18 protein-coding genes and 1 tRNA gene are annotated in these 21913 nt (G+C 70.5%); 2 read left to right on the forward strand and 17 right to left on the reverse strand.

The features are described 5' to 3' along the window. Positions 1-101 precede the first annotated feature (101 nt). From mdoH to AX018_RS02815, 6 genes are all read right to left on the reverse strand, one after another. The gene (gene mdoH, locus AX018_RS02790; protein ID WP_111875795.1) at positions 102-2183 is read right to left on the reverse strand and encodes a glucans biosynthesis glucosyltransferase MdoH; all 2082 of its coding nucleotides are present in this window, start codon (positions 2181-2183) and stop codon (positions 102-104) included. Positions 2184-2475: 292 nt separating this feature from the next. After that, a complete protein-coding gene (locus tag AX018_RS02795; RefSeq protein WP_111875796.1) occupies positions 2476-3894 on the reverse strand; it encodes a sigma 54-interacting transcriptional regulator in 1419 nt (472 codons plus the stop codon). A gap of 9 nt (positions 3895-3903) precedes the next feature. Next, entirely contained in the window at positions 3904-4626 is a 723-nt protein-coding gene (locus AX018_RS02800) for a hypothetical protein (protein WP_211322353.1), read from the reverse strand. Further along, complete coding sequence (locus tag AX018_RS02805; protein ID WP_111875797.1) at positions 4616-6076, reverse strand: sensor histidine kinase; 1461 nt, start codon at positions 6074-6076, stop codon at positions 4616-4618. Before AX018_RS02805 ends, AX018_RS02800 begins: the two co-directional genes overlap by 11 nt. Before the next feature lie 17 nt (positions 6077-6093). Further along, positions 6094-7443 carry a tRNA (N6-isopentenyl adenosine(37)-C2)-methylthiotransferase MiaB gene (gene miaB / locus AX018_RS02810; RefSeq protein WP_111875798.1) on the reverse strand — a complete coding sequence of 450 codons (1350 nt, stop codon included), beginning with the start codon at positions 7441-7443 and terminating at the stop codon, positions 6094-6096. 112 nt (positions 7444-7555) lie between these two features. Beyond that, complete coding sequence (locus tag AX018_RS02815; RefSeq protein WP_245951402.1) at positions 7556-7975, reverse strand: hypothetical protein; 420 nt, start codon at positions 7973-7975, stop codon at positions 7556-7558. A gap of 137 nt (positions 7976-8112) precedes the next feature. Here AX018_RS02815 and AX018_RS02820 point away from each other — a divergent pair. Further along, positions 8113-8189: transfer RNA gene (locus AX018_RS02820), tRNA-Met, on the forward strand. 107 nt (positions 8190-8296) lie between these two features. On the opposite strand, the gene AX018_RS02825 is transcribed toward AX018_RS02820, so the two are convergent. The 11 genes from AX018_RS02825 to ssuD form a co-directional block, all read right to left on the reverse strand. After that, positions 8297-9496, reverse strand: a complete 1200-nt coding sequence (locus AX018_RS02825) for a DUF2252 domain-containing protein (RefSeq protein WP_111875800.1) — start codon at positions 9494-9496, stop codon at positions 8297-8299. A 79-nt stretch (positions 9497-9575) separates the two neighbouring features. Continuing rightward, positions 9576-10364, reverse strand: a complete 789-nt coding sequence (locus AX018_RS02830) for an ABC transporter ATP-binding protein (RefSeq protein ID WP_111875801.1) — start codon at positions 10362-10364, stop codon at positions 9576-9578. Between the two features lie 5 nt (positions 10365-10369). Further along, positions 10370-11659: an SfnB family sulfur acquisition oxidoreductase gene (locus AX018_RS02835; protein ID WP_111875802.1), complete on the reverse strand. Its 1290-nt coding sequence runs from the start codon at positions 11657-11659 to the stop codon at positions 10370-10372. 47 nt (positions 11660-11706) lie between these two features. Then, a complete protein-coding gene (locus AX018_RS02840; protein ID WP_111875803.1) occupies positions 11707-13020 on the reverse strand; it encodes an ABC transporter substrate-binding protein in 1314 nt (437 codons plus the stop codon). A 47-nt stretch (positions 13021-13067) separates the two neighbouring features. Beyond that, positions 13068-14156, reverse strand: a complete 1089-nt coding sequence (locus AX018_RS02845; protein ID WP_111875804.1) for a branched-chain amino acid ABC transporter permease — start codon at positions 14154-14156, stop codon at positions 13068-13070. Positions 14157-14162: 6 nt separating this feature from the next. Beyond that, on the reverse strand, positions 14163-15044 hold the full coding sequence (locus AX018_RS02850) for a branched-chain amino acid ABC transporter permease (protein WP_211322356.1): 882 nt from the start codon (positions 15042-15044) through the stop codon (positions 14163-14165). An 11-nt stretch (positions 15045-15055) separates the two neighbouring features. Next, the gene (locus AX018_RS02855) at positions 15056-15859 is read right to left on the reverse strand and encodes an ABC transporter ATP-binding protein (RefSeq protein ID WP_111875805.1); all 804 of its coding nucleotides are present in this window, start codon (positions 15857-15859) and stop codon (positions 15056-15058) included. A gap of 35 nt (positions 15860-15894) precedes the next feature. Next, positions 15895-17016 (reverse strand): dimethylsulfone monooxygenase SfnG, encoded by a 1122-nt coding sequence (gene sfnG / locus AX018_RS02860; RefSeq protein WP_111875806.1) that lies wholly within the window; start codon positions 17014-17016, stop codon positions 15895-15897. A 46-nt stretch (positions 17017-17062) separates the two neighbouring features. Then, a complete protein-coding gene (gene msuE / locus AX018_RS02865; RefSeq protein WP_111875871.1) occupies positions 17063-17647 on the reverse strand; it encodes an FMN reductase in 585 nt (194 codons plus the stop codon). Positions 17648-17991: 344 nt separating this feature from the next. Further along, entirely contained in the window at positions 17992-19176 is a 1185-nt protein-coding gene (locus AX018_RS02870) for an acyl-CoA dehydrogenase family protein (protein ID WP_111875807.1), read from the reverse strand. Beyond that, on the reverse strand, positions 19173-20345 hold the full coding sequence (gene ssuD, locus AX018_RS02875; RefSeq protein ID WP_111875808.1) for an FMNH2-dependent alkanesulfonate monooxygenase: 1173 nt from the start codon (positions 20343-20345) through the stop codon (positions 19173-19175). The genes AX018_RS02870 and ssuD overlap by 4 nt, the downstream gene beginning before the upstream one ends. A gap of 421 nt (positions 20346-20766) precedes the next feature. On the opposite strand from ssuD, the gene AX018_RS02880 reads away from it, so the two are divergent. Next, the gene (locus tag AX018_RS02880) at positions 20767-21909 is read left to right on the forward strand and encodes an acyl-CoA dehydrogenase family protein (protein WP_111875872.1); all 1143 of its coding nucleotides are present in this window, start codon (positions 20767-20769) and stop codon (positions 21907-21909) included. The last annotated feature ends 4 nt before the right edge of the window (positions 21910-21913 follow it).

Here is a 21913-nt window from a genome sequence, read left to right on the forward strand (position 1 = left end):
TCCATTGAATAGTTTGCTATTGAAAGCGCAGCAATAAAAAAGCCGGCGCTGCGGCCGGCTGAAAGTGCGCCCGGAGGCGCACGGGGGCAAAAGCGGGCGGATCAGGCCGCCTTGAGCAGCGGAGCGGCCTGGCGCTGCGGGCCGTTCTTGAGCTGGGTGGCGTGCATCCAGGCGCGGCGCAGCACCGGCGGCGACCACGATTCCTCGGGGATCAGCAGCAGGCGCTGGGCGCGCAGGGTCCGGCCGATCGCGAGCTGGCTCGACAGCACCACCAGCGGGATCGCCAGCACCAGCGGCAGGCCCACGGGCATCAGCCAGACCAGCGCGGTGGGGTCGATCAGGGCCACGCCCACGCCCAGCAGGGCGATCACGATCGTCATCGGCGCCAACTGGCGCAGGGCGTCGCCCCAGGGCACGGCATTGGCCTCGCGCGGAGGCGACTTCCAGTCCAGCTTCAGGCCGGTGAGGGCGATCAGCACGAACAGCGAGTGGCCCAGCATGCGGATGGGCGCCTGCAGGATGGCCATCACGCTTTCCAGCGCGGCGCTCTTGAGCAGGCTGGCGGTGCCGCCGTACTGCTTCTGCTCGCCCTTCATGAGGATGGCGGTCACGCCCAGGGCGCGGGGCAGGAACAGCATGCACAGCGTCCAGGCCCACAGGGCCATCAGTTCGCCCGGCAGCACGTTCCAGTCGGCCACGAGGCGCGCGCCGGACAGCCACAGGGCCGTGCCGAAGGTGATGAAGGCCAGCCACAGCGGGGCCGACAGGTAGGCCATGGCGCCGGTCACGAACATCGCGCGGTGCACGGGGTGGATGCCGGGCTCGGCCATCAGGCGGGCGTTCTGCAGATTGCCCTGGCACCAGCGGCGGTCGCGCTGCAGCTCGGAGAGCAGGTCCGGCGGCTGCTGCTCGTAGCTGCCGACCAGATCGGACACCAGCCACACGTGGTAGCCGGCGCGGCGCATCAGCGCGGCCTCGACGAAGTCGTGGCTCATGATGCCGCCGCTCATGCCGCCCGTGCCCTGGATGGGGGCGAGGGCGCAGTGCTCCATGAAGGGCTGCACGCGGATGATGGCGTTGTGGCCCCAGTAGTGGGATTCGCCGAGCTGCCAGAACTGCATGCCCAGCGTGAACAGGCGGCCCGTGACGCGCGAGGCGAACTGCTGGGCGCGGGCGTGCAGGGTGACGTGGCCGATGGCCTGCGTGGCGGTCTGGATGATGCCGGCGCGCGGATGGGCTTCCATCAGCTTGGCCATGGAGACGATGCAGTCGCCGCTCATCACGCTGTCGGCGTCGAGCACCACCATGTACTTGTAGTCCTTGCCCCAGCGGCGGCAGAAGTCGGCCACGTTGCCGGCCTTGCGGTGCGTGCGGCGGGTGCGCAGGCGGTAATAGACCTCGACCTGCGGCTGGTTGCCGTTGGCGGCCAGGGCCGCGCGCAGCTCTTCCCAGGCGGCGCGCTCGGCGGCGGCGATCGCGGGGTCATAGCTGTCGGAGAGCACGAACACGTCGAAGGTCTTCGCGTGGCCGGTGGCGGCCACCGATTCGCAGGTGGCGCGCAGGCCCGCGAACACCGTGGCCACGTCCTCGTTGCAGATGGGCATGATGATCGCGGTGCGGGCGTCGGGGCTCAGCACGTCGTGCTTGACGCTCTTGGCCGAGAGGGCGTGGCGGTCGCCGCGCAGCATCACCCAGAAGCCCATCACGCCGGTCAGGAAGCCGGTCACCACCCAGGTGGAGAGCAGGGCGAAGAGGGCGAGCTGACCGTATTCGAGCCAGGCGCTGTCGTAGTTGGGCTGCACGCCGGCGAAGAGCGCGGTGGCCAGGGCGCTGGTGGCCAGGGCCAGCAGCATGAAGACGTTGCGGCGCTGCCGTGCGGCGCCTTCCCAGCCTTCTTCTGAAACGGCGACATCCGCTCCGGCGGAGGCCTTGCGGCCGTTCAGGCGCATCAGCACGGCCGTGCCGATGCTGTTCCAGAAGCCGCGCCAGGGCCGCGGGGCCATCGAGCCGCGGTGCAACGGCGGCGCGGTGAGCGAGTTGGGGTGGCGTTCTTCGCGCAGGGTGCTGCGCGTGGATTCCACGGGTCGCGGATAGCGGGCGCCACGGCGCGCCACCAAAGCGGGGGCGGGCGTGCCCCGGGCTGGGCGGGACACGGTTTCCGGGCGGGAGGATTGTGGTTCCATGGGGGGGCTCACTGTGTTGTGGGGTTCCAGGAAGGAAGGCCCGCCACTCTCTCGCGGACGCACCGCGCCGGGTGTCGGCGCAGTGCGGGAGGAGGGGTGGGCCTGTGGCATGGCATTGCTAGGGCAAACCCTGTGCCAGCCTGGAAAAGTCCTTGAAAATCAAGGGCTTGTGAGCGCCGTTGCTTGTAAGGAGTTGTGCGGGGCCCGCCAGGGGCGCCAAAATCCCCAGTTTTGTCGGGAACCGGCGACCGAAGCGCGGCGCCGTTTTTAAAAATCCTTGTGAATCAAGGACTTAGTCGTGTCGCTCATCGGCGACATCGTCCGGCGAGGCCGTGTCGCTCTTGAACTGCCCCGGCGTCAGGGCGTGCTTCTGCAGCAGCCGGTAGAACTCGGTCCGGTTGCGCTGCGCCAGCCGCGCGGCGTCGGCCACGTTGCCGTCGGTCATCTTCAGCAGGTCCACCAGGTACTCGCGCTCGAAGCGCTGGCGGGCTTCGGTGAAGCTCAGCACCTGCGCGGTGGGCGTGCGCAGCGCGCGCTGCACCAGCCCCAGCGGCACCAGCGGCGTGGTGGACAGCGCGCAGGCCTGCTCCACCACGTTGTAGAGCTGGCGCACGTTGCCGGGCCAGGCCGCGGCGGTGAGGGCCTTGAGGGCCTCGGGGGAGAAGCCGGAGAGGCGCTTGTCGTACTTGCGGGCCAGCAGGTCGAGGAAGTGGTTGGCCAGCAGCGGGATGTCCTCGCGCCGGTCGGCCAGCGTGGGCAGGGTCAGCGTGACCACGTTGAGGCGGTAGTACAGGTCCTCGCGGAACTGGCCCGTGGCCATGGCGGCCTCCAGGTCGCGGTGGGTGGCCGAGATGATGCGCACGTTCACCGGCGTGGCCTGGCTCGCGCCCACGGGCCGCACGGCGCGCTCCTGCAGCACGCGCAGCAGCTTGACCTGCAGCGCCGGCGGCATGTCGCCGATCTCGTCGAGCAGCAGCGTGCCGCCGTCGGCCGCCTGGAACAGGCCCTTGTGGTTGCTGTGCGCATCGGTGAAGGCGCCCTTCATGTGGCCGAACAGCTCGGATTCGAGCAGGGCCTCGGGGATGGCGCCGCAGTTCACGGCCACGAAGGGCCGGGCCGCGCGCGGGCTGGCACGGTGGATGGCCCGGGCCAGCAGCTCCTTGCCGCTGCCGCTGTCGCCCTGCAGCAGCACGCTGGCGTCGGACTGCGCCACCATGCGCGCCTCGGCCAGCAGGTCGGCCATGCGGTGGGAGCGGCTCACGATCTCCGAGCGCCACGTGCTGTCGGCCTGCGTGCTCTGGATGGCGGGCGCGCTCAGCGCCAGGGCCTGGGCGATCTTGTCGAGCAGGTCCTTGGCGTCGTAGGGCTTGGTGAGGTAGGTGAAGACGCCGCGCGCGGTGGCCTCGACTGCGTCGGGGATGGTGCCGTGCGCGGTGAGCAGGATCACCGGCAGCGAGGGGTGGCGCGAGCGCACTTCGTCGAACAGGGCCAGCCCGTCGCGGCCCGGCAGGCGCACGTCGCTCAGCACGAGCTGGGGCCGGCTGGTTTCGAGCTGCGCGAGGGCCGATTCCGCGGACGGCACGGCCGTGACCTCGTAGCCCGCCGCGTTCAGGCGCAGGGACAGCAGCCGCAGCATGTCGGCATCGTCGTCCACCACGAGGATGCGCGGCCGGGGGCTGGCGGGAGCGGGGGGCTTGGAGGACGTGGGCATGCGGCGGGCTCAGCGGGAGGTGTCGGGCGGGGCGGACGGCGGCGCCTTGCCATTGCCCGGTGCGCCCGGGCGGGCGTTCAGGCTGCGCTCGATGGCGCGCATGGCCTCCAGGCGTTCGTTCAGCTGGTCGATCCGGCGCTGCCCGTCCTTGAGCTGCTGCGCCTGCCGGTCCGCCTGCTCCTCCAGGCGCCGCTGCTGCAGCAGGCGGCTTTCGAGCAGGCGCGCGAGCGGATGCAGGGAGGCGGCCTGCGGGCGACTGTCGCCCAGCACCTTCTGCACCAGGCCCAGGGCCCGCGCGGTATCGGCCGGCTGGCGCGTCTGCAGCAGGGCCAGCGCGAGTTGGAAGGTCTTCTCCGGGGCGGTGGACTGCGCATCGGAGAGCTGGGCGATCTCGGCGGTGATCTCGGGCGGCGCCATGCCGCGCACGCGGTCGGCGTACTGCAGCATCTGCCGGGGCACCGAAACCGAAGCGCGCGTGGGCGCCAGGGAGGGTTCGGCGTCCGGGGCGGTCGCTGCGGCCATGTCCGCTCCGGGCTTTTCCGCCTCGCTTTCGGGGGGCATGGCGGGGGGCTCCTCCATGGTGGGTGGCGGAGGAGGGGGCTCGGCCGGCGGCGCGGCGCAGCCGCCCAGCGCGAGCACGCACCACAGCGCCAGGCAGGCCGCCGTCCAGGCGCGCGCCTTTGCGGGCGGAGGGCAGGAGGCGGTGCGCGGCGGCGAGAGGTCAGGAAGCATGGGGCAGTTCGATTCGGAAGGGGGTGCGCTGGCCGTCCTCGACCAGGGTGACGCGGCCGCCGTGGGCGCCGATGTATTCCTGGACGATGGACAGGCCGATGCCGGTGCCGCGCGCGGCGTCTTCCGGCTGCCGCACTCCGCGGTAGAAGGGCTCGAAGATGCGGGCCCGGTCATTTTCGTGCACGCCGGGGCCCTCGTCGGAGACGTCGATGCGGATCCGGTCCTCGAAGCGCGTGAGCTGGATCAGGATTCTTCCACCCCGCGGGGAGAAGCGGATGGCGTTGGAGAGCAGGTTGCCCACGGCCGACGCGATCTTCTCGGCGTCCACGGGCAGGGTCACGGGCTTGCCTTCGACCGCCACGTCGAGCTTGCGGGCCTGCCACTGCAGGCGCTGCGCCTCGACCTGCGCCTCGATCAGCGCCAGGAGGTCGGTGGGCGTGCGGTGCAGTTGCCGCGCCTCGAACGCCGCGGCATTGAAGCGCAGCAGTGCTTCGATCTCGCCCTGCAGCGCCAGCGTGTTCTGGTGCAGGATGTGCACCACCTCGCGCTGGCCGTCCGTGAGCTCGCCCGTCACCCCGTCCTGCAGCAGGGCCACGCCCTCGCGCATCGAGGCCAGCGGGGTCTTGAGTTCGTGCGAGATGTGCCGCAGGAAGCGCGCCTTGTCCGCGTCGAGTTCCAGCAGCCGCATGCGCAGCCATTCGAGCTGCTGCCCGACGCGGCGGATGTCCACGGGGCCGGGGATGTCCACCGCGTGGGCCAGCTCGTTCTCGCCCAGCAGCCGGATGGCGTGCTCCAGCCGCTTGAAGGGCCGCGCGAGCCAGATGCCCAGCGCCAGGGCCAGGGCCAGGGCCAGCACGATCACGCCCACGACCTGGTGCGTCACCTCGCGGCGGCTGGCCTCGATCTTCTCCAGCAGGGCGGTGCTGCGCTGCGTGTTGATGTCCTGCACCGACTGGGCGATGGCGCCGTTCAGGCCGTCGAGTTCCAGGAACAGCCCGGCCACCGCCCGCTCGTTCTCCAGGGACTGGGCGGGCGGGCCGTCCAGCAGCGCGGTCACGTCGGTCAGGTGGCTGCGCCACTGGGCGGCCTGCCCGGGCGGCAGGCCGTTGAGTTCCAGCCGCTGCAGGATGTCGCGCGCCTCGCGCGAGATCTCGTCGAACCGCCGGCGCAGCGAGCGGTCGGACAGCACGAGCGACTGCCGGGCCGCGCGCTCCAGCGTCTGGCCGCGGGCATTCAGGCTCTGCGCCGCGGCATTGAGCTGGATGGCCTCGGCCGCGCCGTTGCGGCTCTGGCCCATGAGCTGCTCCAGCGTGAAGATGGCGCGCAGCGAACTGGCGCCCTGCAGCCCCGCGATCAGCAGGAAGGCCAGCAGCAGCATCTGCTGGAACGACAGGCCCCCCAGGGCCGCCACCCCCTGCTGGCGGCGGAACAGGCGTTCGGCGAATCCCAAGCCGGACTCCCCCGGGCTCAGTGCGCCACGGCCGCTTCGTGGCCGGCCATGACCACCTCGCCGCGCAGCGTGTAGGCCTTGGCCTCGGTGATCGCCACATCCACCATCTGCCCCACGAGCCGGGGGTGGCCGGCGAAATTGACCACGCGGTTGCACTCCGTGCGGCCCATGAGCTCGCGGCCGTCGCGCTTGGAAGCGCCTTCCACGAGCAGGCGCTGCACCGTGCCCACGCGGCTCTCGCTGATCGACTTGATGTTGGCGTTGATCACGGCCTGCAGCTCCTGCAGCCGGCGCAGCTTGACCTCGTGCGGCGTGTCGTCGTGCAGGCCGGCGGCCGGCGTGCCCGGGCGCGGGCTGAAGATGAAGCTGAAGCTGTTGTCGAAGTGCACGTCGTCGATCAGCTTCATCATCTTGCGGAAATCTTCCTCCGTCTCGCCGGGGAAGCCCACGATGAAGTCGCTGCTCATCGCCAGGTCGGGCCGGATGGCGCGCAGCTTGCGGATGGTGCTCTTGTATTCCATGGCCGTGTAGCCGCGCTTCATCGCCATCAGGATGCGGTCGGAGCCGTGCTGCACCGGCAGGTGCAGGTGGCTCACGAGCTTGGGGAGGCGCGCATAGGCCTCGATGAGCCGGGGCGTGAACTCGTTGGGGTGGCTGGTGGTGTAGCGGATGCGCTCGATGCCCGGGATGTCGGCCACGTACTCCAGCAGCAGGGCGAAGTCCGCGGTCTCGGCCGTGCCGCCCATCTTGCCCAGGTAGGCGTTCACGTTCTGCCCGAGCAGCGTGACCTCCTTCACGCCCTGGTCGGCGAGGCCCGCCACTTCCACGAGCACGTCGTCGAACGGCCGGCTCACCTCTTCGCCGCGGGTGTAGGGCACCACGCAGTAGCTGCAGTACTTGCTGCAGCCCTCCATGATCGAGACGAAGGCGCTCGCGCCCTCCACCCGCGCGGGCGGCAGGTGGTCGAACTTCTCGATCTCGGGAAAGCTGATGTCCACCTGCGGGCGCGCCTGCGCCTCGCGCTGCGCCAGCAGCTCGGGCAGGCGGTGCAGCGTCTGCGGGCCGAACACCACGTCCACGTAGGGCGCGCGCTTGATGATCTCGTCGCCCTCCTGGCTCGCCACGCAGCCGCCCACCCCGATCTTCACGCCGCGGGCCTTCAGGTGCTTGATGCGCCCCAGGTCGCTGAACACCTTCTCCTGCGCCTTCTCGCGCACCGAGCAGGTGTTGAAGAGGATCAGGTCGGCTTCCTCCACGTCCTGCGTGGGCTCATAGCCCTGCGCGGCGTTGAGCACGTCCACCATCTTGTCCGAGTCGTACTCGTTCATCTGGCAGCCGAAGGTTTTGACGAAGACTTTTTTGGCCATGGGGAAGATTCCGGAAAAAAGGGAGGCGCGTGCCTTCGCGGCGAATGGCACGGCGTGGCCGCGCGCGGCGGCGTCTCTGGGCGTGGGCGGTGAGGCGGCCCGGGCGGGCGGCTCAGCGTTCCGACTCGAAAATGAAGTTGCGACCCGTGCCGCTGCCCTTGCGGGGTTCGGCCGCCTCGGCCTTGCTCAGGAGCCAGACCGAATGCAGCATGCCCGTGCTGGGCTCGATGACGTAGTTCACCGTGAAGGATTGGCCGATCAGGGTGTGGGCCATCACCAGGGTGTTCTGCGGGCTGAAGATGCGCAGGCCGGGCGCCGTGCGCAGGGTCTTGCCATCGATCTGCGCCTCCGCCGTGCTGAGGACGACCAGGGTGCCGCGCAGGGCCGCGTCCGGGAAATTGCGCACCCCGCCCAGCGACGACTGGACCTGCGCCAGCGCCGCCGAGGGGGCGAGCGCGGCGGTGCACAGCGCCAGCAGTGCGGCGGCGCCAATCCGGCGGGCGGCCGGTGCGGCGAGGAGGAGGGAGGGCATGCAGCGGTTCATGGTGTTCATCCAGGGGCTGAAGGCGCGAATTTTACGGGGCCGCCCTGGCCGGTCTGGCGCGGCACCTGAGCGGCCTGCCCGGAGGAGTTGTGCAGGCCGAAAAAAACGCTATACTTGCGGGCTCAGGCGCTTTAGCTCAGTCGGTTAGAGCGATGGAATCATAATCCACAGGTCCGCGGTTCGAATCCGTGAAGCGCCACCAAATCGAAAGCCTTGCAGGTCGAAAGATCTGCAAGGCTTTTTCGTTCTCTGGCAGGGGTGTGCAACGGGCGGGGGCTTCGCCCGGCTCCTGCCCTCAGAGTGCGCCGCTCAGAGGCGGAACGCGCCATCGTCGAAAGCCGCGTTGTATTCCGCCGCATCGCGGAACGTCTGTGCGGCCATTTCCGCTGCAGCCGCCTGCAGCTTGGCCTGCCACTTGTTGCGCTGCGCATACTCGATGAGTTCGTCCGCGATGGCCGAGCCCTGCCGGCCGGCGCTGCGCAACTGGCCCCAGGCCACCAGGTGGCCCATGGTGGTGACGACTCCGCGGATGTCGGAGAGCCGCTGCCGGGCGCCGGCCAGCGTAACGCGGTCCTCCGAGGGCTGCAGGCCGCGCAGCACATAGGGCAGCCCGCCCAGCTCCACCGGCTGCAGGAACGCCATGGACACGGCCTGGATGCGCCGCTGCACATCCACCACCCGCTCGGCCTGCGAGCCCCACTTGGGCTGCTGGATCTTCAGGCGCCCGGCCAGCGACGAGGGCAGCGCCTGCTTGAGGTCCAGCAGATAGTTGCCATCGGGCGACCCCTTGCCTTCCACGAGGATGGCATAGCGGTCCACGCCGAGGCTGCCCGTGCCGGCGATGCGGCGAGCGACGTCGAGCACCCGGTAGAAGTGCGGGTCGTGCTGCTTCCGGGCGAACGTCTCCATGAAGGCGAGCACCTCGGAGCGCTGGCTTTCGGAGGCCGGCAAGGCCTTCTTGCCATCGACCCGCAACCTGCGCTTGTGGCCCTTGAGCACCGTGCGGCTGTCGAGAAATGCCGCGCGCTGGCGATCCTTCAAGCCGTCGAGCAGCGTTCGTACCAGCCCCTGCGCGGTTTGCGGCTCGACCCAATACGCCTTGCCGTCGCCCAGGGCATGGACATAGCCGGCGAGGAACGCCGTGCAGAGTTCTTCCACCGCGGGGGGCTGGAGGTCCAGGCTTCCCGCTCCCACGCGCAGGCTGGCCAGCAAGCGCACCAGGTCCCAGGTGGCCGGTGCGAGCACGGCTTCGTCGAAGTCGTTGAGATCGAAGTAGGAGATCCGGTTCTGGCCCTTGTAGCTACCGAAGTTCTCGAGGTGCAGGTCGCCGCAGCACCATACGGGTGGCGCCGACTTGAAGATGCCGCCCCGGGGCAGGCGGGCATAGAACAGGTGGCATGTGCCCCGCAGGAACACGAAGGGATCGCTGCGCATCCGCTCGTACTTGAGCATCAACCTTTCGGGGTCGCGCCCTGCGTTGTATTGGCGGATTTCCTGTACGACGTCCATGGTGAAGGCTCGGCTGTGCGGGAGGCTCCATTGTGCGCGCATTCATGCGCGGGCCAGCGCGGCCGCGGCCTCCGGCGGGTCAGGCGGCGCGCGCGAGCTCCTGCGCCGGCAGCGCTTCGCCGAAATACAGCGCCCGGATGTCGGCGCGCCCGCGCAGTTCCTGTGCGCTGCCGCCCAGGGCGCTGCGGCCCGTGTCCAGCACCGTGGCACGGTGGGCATGGCGCAGGGCCACGGTGGAGTTCTGCTCGGCGATCAGCAGCGTGAGCCCCTCCTCGCGGTTGAGCCGTGCCAGCTCCCGGAAGATGTCCTCCACGGTGCGGGGCGCGAGCCCCATGCTGGGCTCGTCCAGCACCAGCAGGCGGGGCCGGGCCATGAGCGCGCGGCCGATCGCGGCCATCTGCTGCTCTCCGCCCGAGGTGAGCCCCGCGGGCGTGCCGCGCCGGGCCCGCAGGCGCGGGAAGGCGGCATAGACGCGCTCCAGATCCTGCGCCAGCCGGGCCCGCGAGGCCCCGCCGCCCAGGCCGCCGGCGATGAGGTTCTCCTCGATCGTGAGCGAGGGAAAGCAGTGGCGCCCCTCCAGCACGGGAACGAGGCCGCGCCGCACCAGCGCGTCGGGCGAGGCCCGCAGCACGTCGTGCCCGTCGAAGGTGATGCGGCCCCGCGTGACCTGGCCGCGCAGGGCCGGCAGCAGGTTCGACACCGCGCGCAGCGCCGTGGATTTGCCCGCCCCGTTGGCGCCGAGCAGCGCATGGATCTCGCCCGCCCGCACGTCCAGCGAGACGCCCTGCAGCGCGGCGATGGCGCCCCGGTAGTGGGCATGCACGTCTTCCAGGCGCAGCAGCGGGGCGGCGGTGTCCTGTGCGGCCATGGCGCTCAGCTCCAGGCGTGGAAAGGGGGCTTGACGCCGTTCAGGTAGTAGTTGCCCACGATGGCGTATTTCCACCGCACGGGATCGTGCAGCGTGTGCGTGCGCGCGTTGCGCCAGTGGCGGTCCAGGTGGTACTGGCCCAGCGTGGAGCGCGTGCCGGCCAGCTCGAACAGCTTGTTGGTGGCCTGCAGGGCGATCTCGGTGGAGAGCACCTTCACCTCGGCCACGGCGATCTGGGCCTCGGCCACGGTGCCGGCTTCCGGCGCGGCCAGCGCGCGGTCGATGGCGCGGCCGGCGCGCTCCAGCAAAGCCTCGCTCGCATGCAGGCGGATCTGCAGGTCGCCCACCGCCTGGATGGTGTAGGGGTCTTCGGCGGCCGTGTCGCGCTGGCTGTCCACCCAGGGCCGGGTCTTGGTGCGCACGAAGTCCAGCGTGTCGGCGATCGCATCGCGGGCGATGCCCACGTCGATCGCGGCCTGGATGATCTGGAAGATGGCGCCGTCCGCGGAGGGGCGGTCGTAGCCTTTCCAGGCCGGTACGAGATGCGTTTTGGGCACGCGCACCTGGTCGATGAGCACCGTGCCGCTCAGCGTGGTGCGCTGGCCGAAGCTGCTCCAGTCGTCGATCACCGCCAGGCCGGGCGCGTCCCGCTCCGCGATGGCGTACCAGGCACGGCCCTGCGCGTCGTTGGCCACGATGGGCACGTAGTGGGCCAGCAATGCGCCGCTGGAGTAGAACTTGCGGCCGCTCACCACCACGTGGTCGCCATCCTCGACGAAGCGTGTCTCGAAGTCGGCGGCCCGCCGGGAGCCCGATTCGGAGAACGCATTGCCGAAGCGCGCGCCCGCGAGGATTTCCCGGAACAGCAACTGCTGCTGCGCCGCGTCCGAGACCGTGCGGATCGCGGCCACGATGCCCAGGTGGTTCTGGGTGACCTGGCCGATGGAGGGGTCGGCCGCCGAGATGATCGCGATCACCTCGGCCAGCGTGGCGTAGGACACCTCGGCGCCGCCGTGGGCTCGGGGTACGTTGATGGCCCAGAGCCCGCTCTGGGAGTAGGCATCGATTTCCTCCACCGGCCACAGCCGGTCGCGGTCGCGCAGCGCGGCGCCCTGGCGCAGGCGCTCCGCCAGTTGGCGGGCCACGGCGATGGCTTCGGCATCGTCCTGGATCACGTGGGCGGGCACCGGGCTGCGGGGCAGGCCCGGCACGGGCTTGCCGGGCGAGTGGGCTGCCTGCAGGGCGTGCGGGCGGATCGGTTGTTCGGTGGCAGGGCTCTGGAGCACGGCGGACATGGCGGATTCCTCCTGAAGGTGAGCGGGGGTGAAGGGAAGCGGGGGGATCAGTCCTCGATGCGCTGGCGCACCGCGAGCTTCTTCTCCCTGGCATAGGCCTCGGAAGATTTCTCGATCAGCGGGCGCAGCAGCTTCCAGTCGGGCGCGATCCAGTCCGACACCACCTTCCACTGCCGGCCATCCCACTGCTGGAAGGCCACGCGGCCGTTGCCTTCGTGGTTGTCCCAGGTCACGTGGATGGAGTGGAAAAGGCCCTTGGCACCGAGCGCGGCGGCGCGTGCCTCGTCGATCCGCAGGTTCTCGAAGCCCCAGCGCACCTCGTCGCCCGTGAGCGTGCGCTTGCCGAATTTCGCCTGCGCGATGCGCACGGCCTCGACGTTGAGGATGCCGTTGAGCACGCCCAGGTTGTGATAGACGCTGCCGATGCGCTTGGCGTCTTCCAGGTTGCCCTTGCCCGCGGCGTACACGGTCTTCTGGATCTCCTGCAGCACCGGGTACTGCGTGCCGGCGGCCACGGTGGTGATGGCCGTGTAGCCCTTGGCGGCATCGCCGGCGGGGATCACGTCTTCCTCGGAGTTGGACCAGACGTTGCCGATGATGCGTGCGGCCGTGAAGCCCGTCTTCTGCGCCGTCTTCAGCGCCACCGGGTTCATCACGCCCCAGCCGCGCAGCACCACGTAGTCGGGCTTGGCCCGGCGGATGGCGAGCCATTGCGACTGCTGCTCGTTGCCCGGGTGCGGCACCTCGATCTGCTGCAGCGTGAAGCCGTACTGTTTTGCCAGCAGTTCGTAGATCGGGATCGTTTCCTTGCCGTAGGGCGAGCCGTGGTAGAGCACCACGATCTTCTTGCCCTTGAGTTTCTCGGCGCCGCCTTCCTTGCCGGCGATGTAGTTCACGATGCCCGAGGTCTCGCTGTAGGGGTTGAGCAGCAGCGGGAACACGTACTTGAACACGCGGCCGTCGGTGGTATCGGTGCGGCCGTGGTTGATGGTGACCAGCGGCACCTTGTCGGCGGTCACGCGGTCCAGCATGGCGTAGGCGATGCCCACCGAGAGCGGGTTCCACGCGGCGATGCCGGGGAGCGTCTTGAGGCGCTCATACACCTCCACGCCGCGCTCCACCTCGTACTGCGTCTCGCCTTCGGTCCAGGTCAGCCTGACGCCACCCACGCCGCCGTCGCGCAGGTTCACGAGGTTCAGGTAGTCGATGAAGCCCCCGAAAAAGCCCGTGCCCCCGGCGGCATACGGGCCCACCCGGTAACTCTGCAGGGGGAAGAACTGCTCGTCGGCCTGGGCCGCCAGCGCGGTGAGGGCCACGGTGGCAGCCATGGCGGCGGTGCGCAGGTGCTGGAGAAAACGCATGGAAAGACTCCTGGAAGGATGGAAGAGCGGAAGCGGGGGAATGGAAATCAATGGGGAGGCGTGATGCCGAGGCGCCGCGACAGCGCCTTGCGGGCCCGCGTCCAGAGCGCGGCCAGCCCGTCGGGCTCGGCGATGAGGAAGCCGATGATCAGCAGGCCCAGCACGATGCGCTGGCTCATCTCCAGCACGCCGGAATCGAACACGCCCCCGAGCGCCCAGCCGCCCAGGCGCGAGAGCAGCAGCGGCAGCACCACCATGAGGGCCGCGCCGAGGAAGGCGCCACGGATCGTGCCCAGGCCGCCGAGGATCACGATGAACAGGATCTGGAACGATCGGTCCAGGTTGAAGCCCGCGGGCTCCACGGTGCGCAGGTACACGAAGGCCCACAGCACTCCGGCCACGCCCACGATGAAGGACGACATCGCGAACGCCAGCAGCTTGGTGCGCAGCACCGGGATGCCGATCACGCGTGCGGCCAGTTCGTTGTCGCGCACGGCGACGAAATGCTGGCCGGTGCGCGTGGCCACGAGCCGCCAGGCGGCGGCGGTGAGTACCGCCACCACGGTGAGTGTGAACAGGTAGCGCGCGGCCGGCGTGTCGAAGACCCACGGGCCCACGCGCAGCTCCGGCGCATCGATCACCCCCGAGCTGCTGTGGTTCGTGAACCAGCCGAATCGGGTCAGGACCCACTGCACGAAGAACTGCGCGGCCAGCGTGGAGACGGCGAGGTAGAAGCCGCGCAGCCGCAGGCTCGGCAGGCCGAAGAGGAGCCCGACGGCCGTGGCGCACAGGCCGCCCAGCGCCATGCTGGCCAGCAGCGGCAGGCCGGACACGCGCAGGTGGATGTTGTAGGTGGCGAAGGCGCCCACCGCCATGAAGGCCGCCGTGCCCAGGGAGAGCTGGCCGGCATAGCCGGTGAGCAGGTTGAGGCCCACGCCGGCGAGCGACAGCGCCAGGAAGGGAATGAGGATGGCGTCGAACCAGTAGGGCGTGGCCAGTGCGGGCACGAGCCCGTAGGCCAGCGCCAGCACCGCAGCAGCCGGCAGCCAGCGCGGCGTGCGCGCCCTGGCGCGGTGGGGGGCGCAGGCCGGGAGGGCGGGAGGTCGTGGCACGTCGGACGGCAGGATGGCGCTCATGGCGGTTCACACCCTTTCCACCAGGCGCTGGCCGAACAGCCCGCGCGGTCGCACCAGCAGGCACAGCAAGGCCACGGCATAGGCGAACCAGCCCTCGATGCCGCCGCCGACGGCGGGGCCCAGGTACACCTCGGCCAGCTTCTCCAGCGCACCCAGGAGCAGGCCGCCCACGATGGCGCCCGCGACCGAATCGAAGCCGCCCAGCACCAGCACGGGCAGGGCCTTGAGCACCACGAGCGAGAGCGAGAACTGCACCCCCAGGCGGGCACCCCACAGCAGGCCGGCGACGAGCGCGATCACGCCCGCGGCGGCCCACACGGCCGCCCAGACGCGCGGCAGGCGCAGGCCCACGGCGAGCGCGGCGAAGGTGTCGTCCGCCACGGCGCGGAAGGCGAGGCCGGTGCGTGTGAAGCGGAAAAAGGCCGAGAGCAGGGCCACCACGATGCCCGCGCACGCGGCGGCCACGAGATCGAAGCGCGATACCAGCACGCCCGCGACGTCGAGCGGCCGGTCCTCGATGCCCAGATCCAGCGCATGCACCTGCGTGCCCCAGGCGAGCTGCGCCACGCCCTCGATCACGTAGGACAGGCCCAGCGTGGCCACGAACAGCGTCATCGGCGAGCGGTTGGCCAGCGGGCGCAGCACGGCGCGTTCGATGGCCAGGCCCAGCAGCACCATCAGCGCGAGGGTGGCGGCGAGCGCCAGGGCGAAGGGCGCTCCGCGCTCAACGAGGCTCACGAAGGTCAGCGCCGCCAGCAAGAGCTGCGCGCCCTGCGCGAAGTTGAGCACGCCGGAGGTCTTGTAGATCAGCACGAAGCCGATGGCCACGAGCGCGTACATCACGCCCGAGAGCAGGCCGCCCACGAGCACTTCGGCGAAGAAGGCGATGTCCAGGTCCATCATGCGCCCCCGCCGTCTTCCGTGGCGTGTTCCACGCCCAGGTAGGCGTCGATCACGGCGGGGTCGCTGCGCACCTCGGCGGGCGTGCCGTCGGCGATCTTGCGGCCGTGGTCCAGCACGGCCACGCGGTCGGAGAGGCCGAGCACCACGCCGATGTCGTGCTCGATCAGCAGGATGGCGGTGCCGAAGCGGTCGCGCGCCGCGCGCACGAGCCGTGCCATGTCGCGTTTCTCGGCCAGCGTCATGCCGGCCATGGGCTCGTCCAGCAGCAGCAGGCGCGGCGCGGCTACCAGCGCGCGGGCCAGTTCCACGCGCTTTTGCAGCCCGTAGGGCAGGGTGGCCGCGGGGCGGTCGCGCACCACCTGCAGGTCCAGGAAGCTCAGCACCGCATCCGCCTGCGCGATGGCCTGGCGCCGGGCTTCGCGGGCGCCGGGCCATCCGGCCCATTGCCCGATCCAGGTGCCTTGCGGCGCCGTGCATCCCAGTGCCACGTTGTCGCGCACCGACAGCCCCCGGAACAGCGCCAGGTTCTGGAAGGTGCGCGCCACGCCGAGCCGCGCCAGGCGGTGCGTGGGCACGTGGGTGAACTCCGCTCCGTCCAGCCGGATGCGGCCCCGGTCGGGGCGGTACAGGCCGCAGACCACGTTGACCAGCGAGCTCTTGCCAGCGCCGTTGGGACCGATGACGGCGCGGATCTCCGCGGGCGCGATGTCCAGGTCGATGCCCGACAGCGCCTTCACGCCGCCGAAGGCCAGGTCGATGTGCCGCAGCTGCAGCACGGGGGGAGGGGGGGGCGATGCCATGGCGGTGCGAGGGCGTGCGGTCGCCGTGCGGGGCCTCAGGCCACGGCCTCCAGCGCGGGCTGCCGCGCCGCCGCGCCCTGGCGGGCCTCCAGTTCGCGCACTAGCGGCAGCACCTTGCGCCCGAAGTACTCCACCTCCTCGATGAAGTGCAGGAAGCCCGTCAGCACCAGGTCCACGCCGATGGCTTTCAGGGCCACGATGCGCTCGGCGATCTGCTGCGGCGTGCCGATGAGGTTGGTGCGGAAGCCGTCGTTGTATTGAACGAGGTCCTCGAAGGTGGATTTCGCCCAGTTGCCTTCCCCTTCCGGCGAAGCCTTGCCCGCCTGCTTCACCGCGTCGCCGAAGGCATTCACCGCCTCCACGTGCGCGTGCCGGAGGATGTCCTGCAGCACCGCCTGGGCCTCTTCCTCGGTATCGCGCGCGATCACGAAGGCGTTCACGCCGATGCGCACGGTGTGACCGTTGGCCCGGGCCTTGGCCTGGATGTCGTCGATCTGGGCCTTCAGGCCCTCGGGCGTGTTGCCGTTGGTGAAGTACCAGTCCGACACGCTGGCCGCGTTGTCGCGCGCGGCGCGCGAGCTGCCGCCCTGGAAGATTTCCGGGTGGGGCTTTTGCAGCGGCTTGGGGCTCAGCGTGTAGTCGTTGAAGCGGTAGAAGTCGCCCTTGAAGGTGAAGTTGTCCTGCGTCCAGATGCCCTTGAGCGCGCGGATGAATTCGTTGGAGCGGCGGTAGCGCTCGTCGTGCTCCAGCCAGTGCTCGCCGATGGCGGTGAACTCGCCCTTGAACCAGCCGCTCACTACGTTGATGGCGATGCGGCCGCCCGAGATGTGGTCGATGGTGGCGATCTGCTTGGCCACCACGGCCGGGTGCCAGGGGCCGGGCAGGATGGCGGCCAGCACCTTCAGTGTGGTGGTGGCGTGCAGCAGGGCCTGGCTGAACGACACGGACTCGTGCTGGTACTCCGCGCCGTAGCCCGCGGTGAAGCGGATCTGGCTCAGCGCGTATTCGAAGCCGGCCTTCTCGGCCGCCACGGCCAGCCGCTGGTTGTATTCCAGGCTCCAGTCGGTGCGCTGCGGGATGGTGCTCACGACCAGGCCGCCGCTGACGTTCGGGACCCAGTAGGCGAATTTGACGGGTTCGGTGCGGTGGGTGCTCATGGTGAAGGCTCCTCGGGGGTGGGGCGATGCGGTGCGGGAAGGGATGTCAGGCCACGGCGGCCAGCGCGGGGCGGCGGGGGGCGGACTCCGCGATGCCGGCGCGCAGCAACGGCACGGCGCGCTCCACCGCCAGGGCGGCGCGGGCCAGCAGGGCTGGGTCGGTGAGGCGGTAGTCGGTGAAGTCCCTGTCGGTGCCGTACACCCCCAGGGGCAGGGTGCGGGCCTGGAAGAAGCTGAAGAGCGGCCGCAGCTGGTGGTCGATCACCAGCGCATGGCGCTCGCTGCCACCCGTGGCCGCCAGCAGCACCGGCACGTCCACCAGGGCCTCGTGGTGCACGAAGTCGAAGAAATGCTTGAACAGGCCCGAGTAGGTGGCGCGGTACACGGGGCTGCCCACCACCAGCACGTCGGCCTGCTCGACGGCGGCGATGTCGGCTTCCACCTCGGGCGGCAACTGGTTGCGGTGCAGGGCCCCCGCGAGGCGCGGGCCGACGGTGCCCAGCTCGATCGTGCGCACGCGGACCGGCACGGCATCGCCGATCCTCTCCACGAGGTGTTCAACGAGCGCGAGCGTGCGCGAGGGGCGTTGCAGGCTGCCGGAGACGGCGACGAGGTTCAGTGTGCGGGCCATGATGATCCATTCGTTCCTGTGGAAGAAGAAGGCACCGCGGCGCGGTGTCCTGCCTTCACTCAGCAGCTTGCGTGCCAATGATTTTTCTGATGTAAATCAATGACTTGGAGAATCGTCATCGCGTGACTGCTGTGTGCTGCACAGCACGCTGCTGTGGTGCTGCTGCGGAGCCAGCAGTCCCGCGAAAAGCGCCCATGCTTATGCGCTTCCTGCAGCAGCTCCCGTTGCGGTTGCGTGGCCCTGCAAATGCAGCGGCCCGCGCGGGCTGCCTGGAAGCAGGCGCCCGCGCGGGCCGGGGGATCGGGTGGGGGCGTCGAGGCGGGCGCAGGGCCCGGCCCCGTGGTTCACGAATAGAACGAGGGATCGGGCCGCTGCGCGTGCAGGGCCCATTGCCCCAGTTCGCGGCGCTTGTAGTCGATCGGATCGTGCAGGGTGTGCACGCGCAGGTTGCGCCAGAAGCGGTCCATGCGCAGCGCTGCCGTGGTGGCGCGCGGCCCGGTCACCTCGAAAAGCCGGTGGGCCACGTCGAGCGCGGCACGACCCGCGGCCACCTTCGCGGCCGCCACGGCGACGGCCACGTCCCCGCGCGCCTCGGGCGTGAGCGCGAGCCCTTCGGCCCACGCCGCATCGAACAGCGCGCTGGCCTTCTGGGCCAGCAGGCGCGCGCCTTCCAGGGCCAGCCAGAAGTCGCCGTAGTGGCCCAGCAGGTACGGGTCTTCGCCGGCATGCTCCACGCCCGAGGCGTGCCAGGCGCGCGCATGCTGCAGGGTGAATCCGCGCGCCTCGGCCAGCGCGCCTTCGCCCAGCCCCAGGTACACATGGGCCAGCACCAGTTGGGCCAGCAGAGGGCGCAGGGCCGCGAAGGGCGAGGACAGCGGGCCAGGGTCGGCGAGCAGTTCGTGCGCATGGACGCGGACCTGCTCGAACGCCACGCTGCCGCTGTCGGTCTGCCGCTGGCCGATGTTGTCCCAGTCGCCCTGCACCTGGATGCCCTCGCGGGCCGTGGGCACCACGGCGATGAGCAGCCGTCCCGCGCCGTCGAAGGCCGATGCGAGCAGCCGGTCGGAGTCGCCCGCGCCCGAGCAGAAGCTCTTGCGGCCCTGGAAGGTCCAGTGCCCCTCGGGTGCCTGCGTGGCGGTGGTGCCCCGGTCCAGCGGATTGAGCGCATTGCCCCAGAACCACTGCTGCGCCACGGTCGCTTCGAGCCAGGGCTGCCACTGCGCCGGCTGGCCGAAGAGCTGTGCCGTGGCCAGCAGCAGGTGGTGGAAGCCGAAGACGTGCGCCACCGCGCTGTCCACGCGGGCGAAGCGCCGTACCGTGCCCAGCACCTCGCTCCAGGAGGCGCCCAGTCCGCCCAGGGTGGTGGGGATGGAGAGCGCGAGCAGGCCGCTTTCGCGCAGCAGCTGGCGTTCATGGAGCGGCACGCCGCCGGCCTGATCGCGCACGATGGCGGTGGCGGCGAGCGCGGCGGCCACCTTGTCCTGTGCGCCATGCCAGTCCCTGCGGGCTTCGGAGGCGAAGTGTTTCATGGCAATGCGGCCTCCGTGGCGGAGGTGTGGGTGTGCGGCTCCGTGGGCGGCAGTATGTCGTTGGCGATCATTTCGCCGAAGGGGCCGGTGATGTGTGCCTGGCCTGCGGGGCGTTGCGAGGCGATCGGCAGCAGTGGAAAGAGCAGTTCGGCCACGCGGTAGGCCTCCTCCAGGTGCGGATAGCCCGAGAAGATGAAGGTCTCGATGCCCAGGTCCGCGTATTCCCGCATGCGCGCGGCGATCTCGTGCGGGTCGCCCACCAGGGCCGTGCCCGCGCCGCCGCGCACCAGGCCCACGCCGGCCCACAGGTTGGGCGACACCTCCAGCCGGTCGCGGCGTCCGCCGTGCAGTGCCGACATGCGGCGCTGTCCCACGGAATCGAAGCGCGCGAAGGCCTTCTGTGCGGCGGCGATGGTGTCGTCGGTCACGTGGGAGATCAGCGCGTCGGCGGCCTGCCATGCGGCCTCGCGGGTTTCCCGCACGATCACGTGCAGCCGGATACCGAAGCGCAGCGTGCGCCCGTGCCGCGCGGCCGCGGCCCGCGCGCGGGCGATCTTGTCGGCCACGTCGGCGGGGGGCTCGCCCCAGGTGAGGTAGACGTCCACCTGCTCGCCGGCCAGGGCCACGGCCTCGTCGGACGATCCCCCGAACCACAGCGGCGGATGGGGTTTCTGCACCGGCGGATAGAGGGCCTTGGCGTTTTCCACGCGCAGATGGCGCCCCTCGAAATCCACCGTTTCGCCGGCCGCCACGCGGCGCCAGATGCGCAGGAACTCGTCGGTGAGCGCATAGCGCTCGGCATGGTCCAGGAAGCTGCCGTCGCCGCGCTGCTCGTCCGGATCGCCGCCCGTGACCACGTTGAGCAGCAGGCGCCCCTGCGAGAAGCGGTCGAGCGTGGCGGCCTGGCGCGCCGCCACGGTGGGCGAGACGATGCCCGGGCGGATGGCCACGAGGAACTTGAGCCGCTCGGTCAGCGGCGCGAGCGATGCGGCCACCACCCAGGCATCCTCGCAGGAGCGGCCGGTGGGGATGAGCACGCCTTCGTAGCCCAGTTCGTCCGCGGCCTGGGCGATCTGCTTGAGGTAGTGGTGGCTCACGGTGCGGGCGCCCTGCGCGGTGCCCAGGTAGCGGCTGTCGCCGTGGGTGGGAAGGAACCAGAAGACTTGCATGGTGGTGGGTGGGGATTCAGGAGGTTGCGCCGGCACGGGGCGTTGCGGGGATGGGGGACGACGCCACGGATGTCGCAGGGTCCGTGCCATGCGTTTTCCCTGGGAGCGCGGTCTGGTCCTGCTGCAGTGGCAGCAGCCGGAGAGCGTTCGTGCTGCGGCGATGCCTGCCATGCCGCAGTTGCTGCTGTAGCCGCAAACCATCTATCGATCCTTGGAATCCGCGTTTGGTGCTGGGGGTGCGGGGTTCCAGAATTGCTGTTCACGCAGCAGCGGTGTTCACGGTGGCACGGCGGACTGCGCCGCGATGACCGCCTCCTGGGAGCTTGATGTGAGCACTGTGCTGATTTCCCCGCAAGACCACGCGCCCGGCGATCCGGCGCCCGCCCCGGCCGGGGCGCAGGGGGGAGAGGCAGCGCACGGCATGGCCCGGCGGCTGGCGGAGCAGTTCGCCCTGACGGCCGCCGAGCGGGACGAGCTGGGTGGAACCCCCAAGGCAGAGCGCGATGCCCTGCGCGCCAGCGGTCTGCTGGCCATGAGCATCCCGCGCGAGCACGGCGGCGGGGGCGCCGGCTGGCGCGACACCCTGGACGTGGTGCGGATCCTGGCGCGCGCCGATTCGTCGCTGGCCCATGTGTTCGGCTTCCACCATCTCATGCTGGCCACGGCGCGCCTGTTCTCGCAGCCGCACCAGTGGGAGCCCTGGTTCGCGCAGACCGCGCGGCTGCGCTGGTTCTGGGGCAACGCCCTCAACCCGCTGGACGACCGCACGCTGTGCACGCGCCATGTCGGGTGGAGCGAATTCTCGGGCCAGAAGAGTTTCTGCTCCGGCGCGCTCGATTCCGAGATGCTGATCGCCTCCGCACGCGACGAGGGGGGCGGAGCCCTCGTGGTGGCGGCGCTGCCCACGGCGCGCACCGGTATCGCCGTGGCGCCGGACTGGAACAACATCGGCCAGCGCCAGACCGACAGCGGGAGCGTGACCTTCGAGCGCGTGCGGGTCGAGCACCACGAGATCCTGGCCGACCCCGGTCCGCTGGCGACGCCCTTCGCCTGCCTGCGACCGCTGCTGGCCCAGCTCGTGCTGACCAGCATCTACCTCGGCATCGCCGAGGGCGCGTTCCAGGATGCGCGCCACTACACGCTCAACGAAGCCCGGCCCTGGCGCACCTCGGGCGTGGCGCAGGCGGCGGACGACCCCTATGTGCTGGGCCACTATGGCGACTTCTGGGTGGGGCTGGAGAGCGCGCGCGTGCTGCTGGACCGCGCGGCCGATCGGTTCGATGCCGCCTGGGCGCGCGATGCGGCCCTCGCGGCCCCCGAGCGCGGCGACGTGGCCGTGGCGGTGGCCACCGCCAAGGTGGCGGCCACGCGCATGGGCCTGGACCTCTGCACCCGCATGTTCGATGTGGCCGGCGCGCGTGCCACGCATGGCGGGCTGCGCCTGGACCGCCACTGGCGCAATCTGCGCACCCACACCCTGCACGATCCCCTGGCCTACAAGCTGCGCGAGCTGGGGGAATGGGCCCTGCTGCAGCGCCATCCCGATCCCAGCTTCTACTCCTGAACGC

The organism is Paracidovorax anthurii, from assembly GCF_003269065.1.
In the GTDB taxonomy this organism is placed as follows: domain Bacteria; phylum Pseudomonadota; class Gammaproteobacteria; order Burkholderiales; family Burkholderiaceae_C; genus Paracidovorax; species Paracidovorax anthurii.